Genomic DNA, 13,943 nt, shown 5'->3' with positions numbered 1-13,943 from the left:
CCGGCACGGGCGGGCGTGTCTCAGGCGGGCTCCGGGAGGATCTGGCGGAGGCCGGTGCGGGGGTGGCCGGGGCGTTTCCACTCGCGGGGGTAGCCCACCGAGACCTCCTCGAAGCGGACGCCGTCGTAGTACGTCGTACGCGGGATGTGGAGGTGGCCGTAGACCATGGCGCGGACGGGGAAGCGCAGGTGCCAGTCGGCGGTGAGTTCGGTGCCGCACCACTGGGCGAACTCCTGGTGGTGCAGGATCCGGGTGGGCTGGCGGACCAGCGGATAGTGGTTGGCGAGGATCAGCGGGGAGGTGGCGGGCAGCGCGGCCAGGCGGGCCTCGGTCTGCGCCACGCGGGCCCGGCACCAGGCCTCGCGGCTGGGGTAGGGGTCGGGGCGCAGCAGGAACTCGTCGGAGCAGACGACGCCGGACTGGTAGGCGCGGTCGAGGGATTCGCGGGGGGTGGCGGTGCCGGGGGTGAGGAAGCTGTAGTCGTACAGCAGGAACAGCGGGGCGACGGTGGCGGGGCCGCCCGCGCCGGTCCACACCGGGTACGGGTCCTCGGGGGTGACGACGCCCAGGCCGCGGCACATCTCGACCAGGTGGTCGTAGCGTTCGACGCCGAACAACTGCAGCGGGTCCTCGCGGGGCGTCCACAGCTCGTGGTTGCCGGGGCACCAGAGGACCTTGGCCCAGCGCGCGGCGAGCACGCCGAGGACCCAGGCGATGTCCGGTGACATCTCGGCGCAGTCACCGGCCACGATCAGCCAGTCCTCGGCCGACTCCGGACACAGGCCGTCGACGATCTTCCGGTTCTCGGCGAACGCCGCGTGCAGATCACTGACGGCCCACAGTTTCCCCTCCGACATGACCGCACCGTACGGGGCCGTCCGCGCGCCGGGAACCCTGGTCCGGCGCGGCTCTAGCGGGCCTCAGGGCCGGTGGCCGGATGGTGGGGGGCAGGGCCGTGCCGCAGGACCGCGGGGGTGTGCGGATTCGCGGCCCGGGCGGACCGGCGGGGGGAGGAGATAGGGGTGAATAGGGGGTTCTCCAGGGGTCTTTGTCTCGATTTCGTGTTCATAGACTCGACGCAGCGCCGACGGTTTGCCGCGTTCGGGGTCCACCGTGAGGGGAAAACATGAAGAGACTGACCACTGCCGGTCCCTGGCTCCGTACCTACCATTCCGTCACGGCGGACGCACCGTTCCTGGTCTGCTTTCCGCACGCGGGCGGTTCCGCCAGTTTCTTCTTCTCCCTGTCGCGGCTGCTGACCCCGGACACGGGTGTGCTGGCCGTGCAGTATCCGGGCCGTCAGGACCGTAACCGGGAACCGCTCATCGACAATGTGCCGGAACTCGCCGACCGGGTCTTCGAGGAACTCGCGCAGATCCCGGAACTCGCCGGCGGGGAGCGGAAGCTGACGTTCTTCGGGCACAGCATGGGCTCGGCCGTCGCCTTCGAGGTGGCCGTGCGGCTGCGCCGGGCGGGGCTGCCCGGCCCGGTGCGGTTCTTCGCGTCGGCCAGGCGGGCACCGGGCGCGGTCACCGAGGACCGGGTCCACCTGCGGGACGATGACGGCATCATCGAGCAGATCCGCGAGCTGAGCGGCACGGACGCACGGGCCCTGGGCGACGAGGAGCTGATGCGGATGGCGCTGCCGGCGATCCGCAACGACTACCACGCCATCGAGACCTACCGCTGCGAACCGGGGGCGCGCATCGACTGCCCGGTGACCGTGCTGATCGGCGACGACGATCCCACGACCTCGGTGGCGCAGGCCGCCGCCTGGGGGGAGCACACCACCGGCGGCACGGACATGCAGGTGTTTCCGGGCGGCGGTCACTTCTATCTGAACAACTGGCCCGCCGAGGTGCGGGACGCGATCACCCGGCGCATGGGTGCGGACGCCGACACGAAAGTCGCCTGACCGGCGGATCGTCGGGTCTCTTTTCCGTCCGGGCGCGCTGTTCCGGGCGGCGAACGTTCGAACTTCACGAATGCCCATACCCAGAGGGAAGACGTCCGCATGACGACGAACGAGGAAAAGCTCCGGGATTATCTGAAGCGGACCACCACCGCCCTGCACCAGACGCAGCGGCGGCTGGAGGAGGCCACCGCCCGGGAACACGAGCCGATCGCCATCGTGGCGATGGGCTGCCGTTTCCCCGGCGGCGTGACCACTCCGGAAGGGCTGTGGGAGCTGGTGTCCGGCGGCGTGGACGCCATCGGTGACTTCCCCGGGGACCGCGGCTGGCCCGTCGAGGACCTCTACGACCCGGACCCCAACGCGGTCGGCAAGACGTACGCCACCCGCGGCGGGTTCCTCTACGACGGCGCCCACTTCGACGCCGGGTTCTTCGGGCTGCCGCCGCGCGAGGCGCTGGCCATCGACCCGCAGCAGCGGCTGCTGCTGGAGACGGCGTGGGAGACGCTGGAGCGCGCCGACCTGGTCCCGGCCGAGCTGCGCGGCCGCCGGGTCGGGGTGTTCACCGGGGTGATGTACCAGGACTACGCCTGGCGCTTCCAGCGGATGCCGAAGGAGTTCGAGGGGCTGCTCGGCATCGGCAGCGCCGCGAGCGTGGCCTCGGGCCGGATCTCGTACACGTTCGGCTTCGAGGGCCCCGCCCTCACCGTCGACACGGCCTGCTCCTCGTCGCTGGTGACGCTGCACCTGGCGGTGCAGGCGCTGCGGCGCGGCGAGTGCGAGCTGGCCCTGGCGGGCGGCTCCACGCTGATGGCCACGCCCAGCGTGTTCGTGGAGTTCAGCCGCCAGCGGGGCCTGGCTCCCGACGGCCGGTCGAAGGCGTTCGCCGCCGCCGCCGACGGCACCGGCTGGTCCGAGGGCGTGGGCCTGCTGCTGCTGGAGCGGCTCTCCGACGCCCGCGCCAAGGGCCACCGCGTGCTGGCGGTCGTCCGGGGCTCGGCCGTCAACCAGGACGGCGCCAGCAACGGCCTCACCGCGCCCAACGGGCCCTCGCAGGAGCGGGTGATCCGCCAGGCCCTCGCCCAGGCCGGCCTGTCCCCGGCGGACGTCGACGCCGTCGAGGCGCACGGCACCGGCACCGCGCTCGGCGACCCCATCGAGGCCCAGGCGCTGCTGGCCACCTACGGCCAGGACCGGCCCGACGGACGCCCGCTGTGGCTGGGCTCGCTGAAGTCCAACATCGGGCACACGCAGGCCGCGGCCGGGGTCGGCGGCGTCATCAAGATGGTGATGGCGATGCGCAACGGCACGCTGCCGAAGACGCTGCACGTGGACGAGCCGTCGCCGCACGTGGACTGGTCCCAGGGCGCGGTGGAGCTGCTGACCGAGGCCCGCGACTGGACGGCCGAGGAGGGCCGCCCGCGCCGCGCGGGTGTCTCCTCCTTCGGCATCAGCGGCACCAACGCCCACGTCATCCTGGAGGAGGCCGCCGAGGAGCGGCCCGCCGGGGAGACCACCCCGGAGACCACCGCGGCCGGGGCGACGGGTACGGCGGCGGCGGGTACGGCGGCGCGTGCGCTGCCGGTCGCCTGGACGGTGTCGGCGCGCAGCGGGCGGGCGCTGGCCGCGCAGGCCGCGCGGCTCGCCGACTTCGCCTCCGGCCCCGGCGCCCCCGGCCTCGACGCCACCGCCCGGGCGCTGCTCGGGGCGCGCACCCACTTCGACCACCGCGCGGTGGTCACCGGCGCGGACCGCGGCGAGCTGGTCGCCGGGCTGCGGGCGCTCGCCGAGCACACCTCCGACGCCCGCGTCACCCACGGCCGTACGTCGTCGGGGAAGGTGGCCGTCCTGTTCACCGGGCAGGGCGCGCAGCGCACCGGCATGGGCGAGGACCTCGCGGCCGCCTTCCCGGTGTTCGCGGCCGCCTACGACGAGGTGTGCGCGGAGCTGGACCGGCACCTGGAGCGGCCGGTCCGGGAGGTCGTCACGGACGGCTCGGGCGACCTGGACCGCACCGGCTACACCCAGCCCGCCCTGTTCGCCCACGAGGTCGCCCTGTACCGGCTGCTGGAGTCCCTCGGGGTGCGCGCCGACTTCCTGCTCGGCCACTCGGTGGGCGAGCTGGCCGCCGCGCACGTCGCCGGGGTGTTCGGCCTGGCCGACGCGGCCCGGCTGGTGGCGGCCCGGGGCCGGCTGATGCAGGCGCTGCCCGCGGGCGGCGCCATGACCGCCGTACAGGCCACCGAGGACGACGTCGAGAAGGCGCTGACCGGGTACGGCGACCGGGTGTCGGTGGCCGCCGTGAACAGCCCCTCCTCGGTGGTGCTGTCCGGCGACGAGGACGCGGTCGCCGAGGTCGCGGCGAAGCTCGCCGGCGCGGGCCGCAAGACCAAGCGGCTCACCGTCAGCCACGCCTTCCACTCGGCGCACATGAACCCGATGCTCGCCGAGTTCGCGCAGGTCGCCGAGTCGGTGGCCTACCACGAGCCGCGGATACCGGTGGTCTCCAACGTCACCGGCACCCTCGCCGGGGAGGGCGAGCTGACCGACCCGAAGTACTGGGTGCGGCACGTGCGGGAGGCCGTGCGGTTCGGCGACTCGGTGCGCTTCCTGCACGAGCGGGGCGTGAGCGCGTACGTCGAGGCCGGCCCGGACGCGGTGCTGTCGGCGATGGTCCGCGAGACCCTGGGCGCCGCCGAGGGCGTGAGCGTGCTGCCCGCGCTGCGCCGCGACCGCGCCGAGACCGCGGCGCTGCTGGGCGCCCTCGCCGGGCTGCACGTCACCGGCCGCCCGGTCGACCTCACCCCGTTCACCGGCGACGCCGCCGGCCCGCTGCCCGCGCTGCCGACGTACGCCTTCCAGCGGGAGCGGTACTGGCTGGAGCACACCGCCCCGGCCGGCGCGGCCGACCCGGACTCGGCGGAGGGCCGGTTCTGGCGGGCGGTCACCGACGGCGACGCGGACACGCTCGCCGGGCTGCTCGGCGCCGACGGGCAGCGGGCCGCGCTGGAGGCGCTGCTGCCGGTGCTCGGCCGCTGGTGGCAGGAGCAGCAGCCGGAGCCGCTCGCGGACGCCGGTGAGGCCGCCGACGCCGCCGTGGGCGGGCCGGAGGCGCTGAAGGAGCGGCTGCGGCCGCTGAGCGAGGACGAGCGCCGCGACGCGGTGTGCGACGTGGTGCTGCGGGCCTGCGCGGCCGCGCTGGGCCACGGCTCGCTCGACGACGTCGGCCGCGACGACGACTTCCTCGACCTGGGATTCACCTCGCTGTCGGCCGTCGACTTCGGCAACAGCATCCGCGAGTCGACCGGCCTGGAACTGCCGCTCAGCTCCATCTACGACTACCCGACGCCACTTGATCTGGCGCTCTACATCTCCGACGAGATCTCCGCCTCGTACTGACTACGAGACGCCGCACCGTACACGTCTTCCTGAAGCCGGATTGGGTCTATGTCTACCGAACGAGCCTCTCGCACAGTCAACGAGCCGGTGGCGGTCATCGGCCTGTCCTGCCGTCTTCCCCAGGCGCCCGACCCCGAGTCCTTCTGGCAGTTGCTGCACGCCGGCCGGGACGCCGTCACCGACGCGCCCGCCGACCGCTGGCCCGCGGAGCGGACGTCGTGGCGGCGCGGCGCGTTCCTGGACTCCGTCGACGAGTTCGACGCCGCCTTCTTCGGGATATCCCCGCGCGAGGCGACGGCCATGGACCCGCACCAGCGGCTGATGCTGGAGCTGAGCTGGCACGCCCTGGAGGACGCCGGGCTGGCCCCGGCGCGGCTCACCGGGGGCCGTACCGGTGTGTTCACCGGAGTCATCACCGACGACTACGCCAGCCTGACCGGTCAGCTGGGCGACGGCGCGGTCACCCCGCACACCATGACGGGCCTGCACCGCAGCATCATCGCCAACCGGGTCTCCTACCTGCTGGGACTGACCGGCCCGAGCCTGACCGTGGACACCGGGCAGTCCTCCTCGCTGGTCTCCGTGCACCTGGCCTGCGAGAGCCTGCGCTCGGGCGAGTCGACGGTGGCGCTGGCCGGGGGCGTGAACCTCAACCTGATCCCGGAGACCACCGAGCGCATCGGCCGCTTCGGCGCGCTCTCCCCCGACGGCCGCTGCTACACCTTCGACTCCCGCGCCAACGGCTACGTCCGCGGCGAGGGCGGCGCCGTCCTGGTGCTGAAGACGCTGTCCCGGGCGATCGCCGACGGCGACCCGGTGCGTGCCGTGCTGCTGGGCAGCGCGGTCAACAACGACGGCGGCGGCGACACCCTCACCGCGCCCAACGGCGAGGCCCAGGAGGAGGTCATCCGGCTCGCCCTCGGGCAGGCCGGCGTCGACGCCGCCGACGTGCGCTACGTCGAGATGCACGGCACCGGCACCCCGGTCGGCGACCCGATCGAGGCGGCCGCGCTGGGCCGGGCCCTGGGTGCCGCGCGCGGCGCCGACCGGCCGCTGGCGGTGGGCTCGGTGAAGACCAACGTCGGTCACCTGGAGGGCGCGGCGGGCATCACCGGTCTGCTGAAGGTCGTCCTGAGCATCCAGCACCGGGCGCTGCCGGCGAGCCTGAACTTCGAGACCCCCAACCCGGCGATCCCGCTCGAGGAGCTGAACCTGCGGGTGCCGGTGACCACCGGTCCCTGGCCCGGCGGCGAGGAGGGCCCGCTGGTGGCGGGCGTGTCCGCCTGGGGCATGGGCGGCACCAACTGCCATGTCGTCGTCGGTGAGTGGGACGGGCGGGCCGGCCTCGACGGGCAGGCCGGAGCGCACCCGGCCCCGGCGGCGGCGGACACGGCCGCCCCGGCCGCCCCGGCGCTGTTCGACCCCGCCGTCGCCGTCCCGCTGCCCGCCGTCGTCGGCGGCGGCGACCGCGCCGGGCTGAAGGCGCAGGCCGGACAGCTGGCCGCGTTCCTCGCCCGCCCCGGCGACGACGCGGCGTCCGCCGCGCCCGCGCTGGCCGACGTGGCGCTGTCCCTGGCCACCACCCGGGCCCCGCTGGAGCAGCGTGCGGTGGTCCTCGCCGGGGACGTGAGCACAGCCGTCGACGGGCTCGCGTCCGTGGCCGGCGGGCTGCCGGCCGCGCAGGTCGTGACCGGCGCCGCCGACGTGCGCGGCAAGGTCGCGTTCGTCTTCCCCGGCCAGGGCGCCCAGTGGCAGGGCATGGCGGCGGCGCTGCTCGCCTCCTCGCCGGTGTTCGCCGCGCGCATGGCCGAGTGCGACCGGGCGCTGAGCGAGTGGGTCGACTGGTCGGTGACCGAGGTGGTGCGCGGCGACGAGTCGGCGCCCTCCCTCGACGACGTGGTCGTGGTGCAGAGCGCCCTGTGGGCCGTGATGGTCTCCCTCGCCGCGATGTGGCGGGCGGCCGGTGTGGAGCCGGACGCGGTCGTCGGCCACAGCCAGGGCGAGATCGCCGCCGCCACCGTGGCGGGCGCCCTCAGCCTGCGCGACGGCGCGCGGGTCGTGGCGCTGCGCGCCAAGGCCATCCGCGAGGGCCTGTCCGGCCTCGGCGGCATGGTGTCCGTCGCACTGCCCGCCGAGCAGGCCGAGCGGCGGCTGGCGCCCTGGGGCGAGCGGATCTCCCTCGCCTCCGTCAACGGCCCCTCCTCCAGCATCGTCGCCGGCGAGGTCGACGCCCTGGACGAGCTCCTCGCCGCCTGCGCGGCGGACGGCGTGCGCGCCCGCAAGGTCGCCGTGGACTACGCCTCGCACAGCGCCTACGTCGAGGTGATCCGCGACCAGGTCCTCGAGGCGCTGGCCGACGTCGAACCGCGCGCGGCCGACATCCCCTTCGTCTCCGCGGTGACCGGCGCCGCCCTGGCGGACACCACCGCCCTGGACGCCGGCTACTGGTACACCAACCTGCGCCAGACGGTCCGCTTCGCCGACGCCGTCTCCGGGCTCCTCGACGCCGGCTTCTCCTTCTTCGTCGAGGCCAGCGCCCACCCGGTGCTGTCCACCGCCCTCCAGGAGAGCCTGGAGGCGGCCGGCCGGCCGGGCGTCGCGCTCGGCACCCTGCGCCGCGACGAGGGCGGCCCGGACCGCTTCCTGACCTCCCTGGCCGAGGGCTACGTCCGCGGCCTGCCGGTCGACTGGCGGACCGTGCTCGCCGACCGCGGCGGCCGGCGCGTGGCCCTGCCGCCGTACGCCTTCCAGCGGCGCCGCTTCTGGCTCGACACCTCCGCCCTGCCCGCCGCGTCCGGCCCCGCCCGGCAGCTCGCCGCGGCCGCCGCCGGGCCCGACGAGGACGACGCGGCGCCCTCCGCGCTGCGCGCCGAACTCGAGCCGCTGAGCCCCGCCGACCGGGAGAGCGCCGTGCTGCGCCTGGTGCGCGCGCACGTCGCCGCCGCGCTGGGCCACCCCTCGCCCGACGACGTCGACCCCACCCGCACCTTCAAGGAGCTGGGCGCCGACTCCCACCTGACGGTGTACATCCGCAACGTGCTCAGCGAGGCCACCGAGGTCCGGCTGCCCACCACGGCCCTCTTCGACCATCCCACCCCGCAGGCCCTCGCCCGCCACCTGCACGACAGCGTCTTCGGCACCGACGCGGACACCGCCGCCCCGACCGCGCCGCGCACCGCCGCCGACGACGACCCGATCGCGATCGTCGGCATGTCCTGCCGCTTCCCCGGCGGCGCCGCCTCCCCGGAGAAGCTGTGGCGGCTGGTCGCCGAGGCCCGGGACGCCATCGGCACCTTCCCCGACGACCGCGGCTGGGACCCGCAGAAGCTGCACCACCCCGACCCCGAGCACCCGGGCACCACGTACACGCTGAACGGCGGTTTCCTGCCGGACGCCGGGGAGTTCGACGCCGGCTTCTTCGGCATCGCGCCCCGCGAGGCGCTGGCCGCCGACCCGCAGCAGCGGCTGCTGCTGGAGACCGCGTGGGAGGCCGTCGAGCGGGCCGGCATCGACCCGCACACCCTGCGCGGCTCCCGCACCGGCGTCTTCGCCGGCGCCATGGCCACCGACTACGGCCCCCGCCTGCACGAGTCGTCCGGCCCGACCGAGGGCTACCAGCTCACCGGCAGCGCCGGCAGCGTCATCTCCGGCCGCATCTCCTACGCCCTCGGCCTGGAGGGCCCCGCCGTCACCATCGACACCGCCTGCTCCTCCTCCCTCGTGGCGCTGCACATGGCGGTACAGGCCCTGCGGCAGGGCGAGTGCGACCTGGCGCTGGCCGGCGGTGTCACCGTGATGGCGACGCCCGGCATGTTCCTGGAGTTCAGCAGGCAGCGCGGCCTCGCCCCCGACGGCCGCTGCAAGTCCTTCTCCGCCTCCGCCGACGGCACGTCGTGGTCGGAGGGCGTCGGCGTCATCGCCGTGGAGCGCCTCTCCGACGCCCGAGCCAAGGGCCACCGCGTCCTCGCGGTCGTCCGCGGCACGGCCGTCAACCAGGACGGCGCCAGCAACGGCCTCACCGCGCCCAACGGCCCCTCGCAGGAGCGGGTCATCCGGCAGGCCCTGGCCACCGCGAACCTGTCCCCCGCGGACGTCGACGCCGTCGAGGCGCACGGCACCGGCACCGCGCTCGGCGACCCCATCGAGGCGGGCGCGCTGCTCGCCACCTACGGCCAGGACCGCCCCGACGGACGCCCGCTGTGGCTCGGCTCGCTGAAGTCCAACATCGGCCACACCCAGGCGGCGGCCGGGGTCGGCGGTGTCATCAAGATGGTCATGGCGATGCGCAACGGCGTGCTGCCGAAGACGCTGAACGTGGACGAGCCGTCCCCGCACATCGACTGGTCGGCCGGCGCGGTGGAACTGCTCACCGAGGCCCGCGAGTGGACCGCCGAGGAGGGCCGCCCGCGCCGCGCGGCTGTCTCCTCCTTCGGCATCAGCGGGACGAACGCGCACGTCATCCTGGAGCAGGGCGAGCCCGAGCCCGAGCCCGCCGCCGAGGCTCCGGCCGCCGACGCCGGTACGGAGCTGCTCGTGCCGTGGGTGCTCTCGGCACGCGGCGAGACCGCGCTGCGCGGGCAGGCCGACCGGCTGGCGTCCTTCGTGGAGGCCGACCCCGCCGCCGACCCGGTCTCCGTGGCACGCGCCCTCGCCGGACGCTCCCGCTTCGAACGCCGGGCCGTGGTGCTCGGCCGGAACCGCGACGAACTCCTCTCCTCGGTACGCGAGTTGGCCACCGGCGACTCCTCCGTGAGCGCGGTCCCGGGTGCCCCCCAGACCGGGGTGCTGTTCACGGGTCAGGGTGCGCAGCGGCTGGGCATGGGTGAGAGTCTGGCGGCCGCGTTCCCGGTGTTCGCGCAGGCCTTCGAGCAGGCGTGCGCGGAGGTCGACAAGCACCTTCAGCGGCCGATCCGTGAGGTGATCGCGGACGAGGCGTCGGGGGAGCTGGACCGTACTGGATACACGCAGCCGGCGCTGTTCGCCTTCGAGGTGGCCGCGTACCGGCTGCTGGAATCGTGGGGTGTGCGGCCTCGGGTGCTGGTGGGTCACTCCATCGGGGAACTCGCCGCCGCGCACGTGGCCGGTGTCTTCAGCCTGGAGGATGCCGCCCGGCTGGTGACGGCCCGGGCGCGGCTGATGCAGGCGCTGCCGGAGGGCGGCGCCATGATCGCCGTCGCCGCTGCGGAGGACGAGGTCGCCGCACTCCTCGAAGGCCACGAGTCCGAGGTGTCCGTCGCGGCCGTCAACGCACCCGGTGCGGTGGTGATCTCCGGTGTGGAGGAGGTCGCGGTTCGGATCGCGGAGGAGCTGAAGGAGCGCGGTCACCGCATCCACCGGCTGAAGGTGTCCCACGCCTTCCACTCGCCGCTGATGGAGCCGATGCTCACGGAGTTCCGCACGATCGCCGAGTCCGTGAGCTACCAGGCTCCGCGCATCCCGGTGGTCTCCACCGTCACCGGTGAACTGGCGGCGGAGGAGCTGTGGCAGGACCCGGAGTACTGGGTCGGCCAAGTCCGTGCCGCTGTTCGGTTCGCCGATGGTGTGAACGCCGCTCACGGCGCGGGAGCGCGTGTACTGGTCGAGGTCGGCCCCGACGGTGTGCTGGCGGCAATGACCCGCCAGACCCTCACCGAAGACATCCCGGTCGTCGCCGTCTCCCGCAAGGACCGCCCTGAACCGAAGGCGGCCGCGGAGGCGCTGGCAACCCTGTTCACAGCCGGAATCGACGTCGACTGGACCACCTACCTCGACGCCCTCGGCGGCCCGGCACACCCCGTCGACCTCCCGACCTACGCCTTCGACCACCAGCGCTACTGGCTCGTCCCCACCCCCCGCACCACCGACGTCTCCACCGCCGGACTCGGCCCGGTCACGCACCCCCTGCTGGGCGCGGTCACCGAGCTGGCCGGCGCCGATCAGCTGGTGCTCACCGGGCGGCTGTCGCTGGCCACGCACCCCTGGCTCGCCGACCACGCCGTCCACGGACACGTCCTGGTGCCCGGCACCGGACTGGTCGAGCTGGTGCTGCGGGCCGGTGAGGAGGCCGGTGCGCCGGTCGTGCAGGACCTGACGCTCCAGGCGCCGCTGGTGCTGACCGAGAACGGGGCCCGGCAGGTGCAGGTGGTCGTCGGGGCACCCGGTGCCGACGGCACCCGTAAGGTCGCCCTGCACTCGCGGGACGCGGACGTGCCCGAGGCGGCGTGGACGCAGCACGCGGAGGGCACCCTGGCGGCGTCCGGCGCGGCGCCGGGCGAGGGGCTCGCGCAGTGGCCGCCGGCCGGTGCGGAGCCGGTCGAGCTGGCGGAGTCGTACCCGCTGCTGCTGGAGCGGGGTTACGCGTACGGGCCGGTGTTCCAGGGGCTGACCGCGGCCTGGACGACCGACGACGAGGTGTACGCCGAGGTCGTGCTGCCCGAGGAGGCGCGCGCCGACGCCGAGCGGTTCGGGCTGCACCCGGCGCTGCTGGACGCGGCGCTGCACCCGGTGCTGCTGGTGGTCTTCGACCACCTGTGGCGCCAGGACCCGGAGGCGGTGACGCTGCTGCCGTTCGTGTGGTCGGACATCGCGCTGCACGCGGTCGGTGCCACGGCGCTGCGGGTGCGCATCACCCGCGGCGGCCCGCAGGAGGTGGCGCTGGAGGTCACCGACCACAACGGCGTCCCGGTGCTGTCGGTCGGTTCGCTGACCCTGGTGCCCGCGTCCGCCGAGCAGCTCGCCACGGCCGCCGGGGCGGTCCCCGCCTCGCTGCTGAGCCTGACGTGGGTGGCGGCGAACCAGGCCGAGGAGGGCGGGGCCGCGCGCATCGCCGTCCTCGGTGACGCGCCGTCGGCGGACGCGGAGGGCTACGCGGACCTGTCCGCGCTGCGTGCCGCGGTCGCCGCCGGGGCGCCCGCGCCCGAGCTGGTGGTCGCCCGGGCCGGTGCCGGTGACGTGACGGGCACCGCGCACGAGGTGCTGGCGCTGGTGCAGGAGTGGCTGGCGAGGGAGGAGCCCGCGGGGGCGCGGCTGGTGGTCGTGACCCGGGGCGCGGTGGCCGTCGCCGACGGCGAGGCGCCCGATCTGACGCAGGCCCCGGTGTGGGGTCTGGTGCGGTCGGCGCAGGCCGAGCACCCGGAGCGGCTAGTGCTCCTGGACACCGACGAGGACGTGCCGGTGGCGGTGCTGGCCGGGGCGTGCGCCTCGGGTGAGCCGCAGCTGGCGCTGCGCGCCGGGCAGGTGCTGGTGCCGAGGCTGGCCGAGGCGCCGGCCGCGGGCGAGCGGCCCGGGTGGGACGGTTCGGGGACGGTGCTGGTCACCGGTGGCACCGGCGGTCTCGGTGCGCTGGCGGCCCGGCACCTGGTCACGGAGTACGGGGCGCGGAACCTGCTGCTGCTCAGCCGCAGCGGGGACCGGGCGCCGGGCGCGGCCGAGCTGGTCGCGGAGCTGACCGGGCTGGGCGCCGAGGTCACGGTGGCCGCCTGCGACGTCGCCGACCGGGCGGACCTCGCGGCGCGGATCGCCGCGATCCCCGCCGACCGGCCGCTGGCCGGTGTCGTCCACCTCGCCGGTGTGCTGCGGGACGCGCCCGTGACGGCGCTGACCGCCGACCGCTACGACGAGGTGTTCGCCCCGAAGGCGGCCGCCGCGCAGTGGCTGCACGAGCTGACCGAGGACCTGGACCTGGCCTTCTTCGTCCTCTACTCGTCCGTCGCGGGCACCGTGGGCACGGCCGGGCAGGCCAACTACGCGGCCGCGAACGTCTACCAGGACGCCCTCGCCGCCCACCGGCGGGCCCGGAGCCTGCCGGGGCTGTCGCTGGCCTGGGGCCTGTGGGAGGTCGAGGCCGGCATGGGCGGCGCGCTGGGCGCCGCGGACGTGGCCCGCTTCCGCCGCGGCGGCATCGCGCCGTTCACCGGTGCGGAGGGCATGGCGCTGTTCGACGCGGCGCTCGCGACCGGCGGCGAGTCGCTGCTGGTGCCCGTCCGGCTGGACCGGGCGGCGCTGCACCGCCTCGACGAGCCGCCGGCCGTCTTCCGGGGCCTGGTCCGGCCGAAGGCGGCGGCCAAGCCGCGGCTGCGGGTGGTGGCGGCGGAGGGTGCCGCTGCCGCCGGGCTGCAGCCCGAGCTGCCGGCGGTCGTGCGGCGGCTGAGCACGCTGGCGCCGCAGGAGCAGGAACGCGAACTGCTCGACCTGATCCGGGAGATCATCGCGGTGGTCCTGGACTACCCGTCCGCGGACGACGTGGACACCGAGTACTCCTTCAAGGAGCTGGGCTTCGACTCGCTGAGCGGGGTGGAGTTCCGCAACCAGCTCAACAAGGAGGTCGGGGTGAAGGTGGCCACCACGGTGGTCTTCGACTACCCGACCCCGGACGCGCTGGCCGGTCACGTACGCGACCTGCTGTTCCCCGAGGCCGAGGAGGCCGAGGAGAGCGGGCCCAGCGACGAGGACGTCCGCCGGCTGCTGTCGTCGGTGCCCGTGCAGAGCCTGCGGGACGCGGGGCTGCTGGAGGAGCTGCTGCGGCTCGCGGACGGCGCGGACCGCTCCGGCGGCCGGGACGCCTCCGGCCAGGCCGAGCAGGCCGAGAACAGCATCGACGACATGCAGCTCGACGACCTGATCCAGATGGCACTCGAAGCGGACGCCTCGTAGC

The 13,943-nt window shown here is 74.9% G+C and carries 3 protein-coding genes and 1 pseudogene; 3 read left to right on the top strand and 1 reads right to left on the bottom strand.

Annotated features, from left to right (window positions below):
* Positions 1-20: 20 nt before the first annotated feature.
* Positions 21-857 (bottom strand): metallophosphoesterase family protein, encoded by an 837-nt coding sequence (locus ACZ6CZ_RS29080; protein ID WP_469027027.1) that lies wholly within the window; start codon positions 855-857, stop codon positions 21-23.
* 269 nt (positions 858-1,126) lie between these two features.
* On the opposite strand from ACZ6CZ_RS29080, the gene ACZ6CZ_RS29075 reads away from it, so the two are divergent.
* From ACZ6CZ_RS29075 to ACZ6CZ_RS29065, 3 genes and pseudogenes are all read left to right on the top strand, one after another.
* A complete protein-coding gene (locus ACZ6CZ_RS29075; protein WP_469027024.1) occupies positions 1,127-1,915 on the top strand; it encodes a thioesterase II family protein in 789 nt (262 codons plus the stop codon).
* 108 nt (positions 1,916-2,023) lie between these two features.
* Positions 2,024-5,311: pseudogene (locus tag ACZ6CZ_RS29070) on the top strand (type I polyketide synthase); the annotation flags it as partial.
* Between the two features lie 48 nt (positions 5,312-5,359).
* Positions 5,360-13,942, top strand: a complete 8,583-nt coding sequence (locus ACZ6CZ_RS29065) for a type I polyketide synthase (RefSeq protein WP_469027023.1) — start codon at positions 5,360-5,362, stop codon at positions 13,940-13,942.
* Position 13,943: the final 1 nt, after the last annotated feature.

The organism is Streptomyces sp. NPDC041135, from assembly GCF_055592085.1.
The sequence above is the reverse complement of the archived record's forward strand: the minus strand, read 5'-3'. Positions and strand labels throughout refer to the sequence as shown.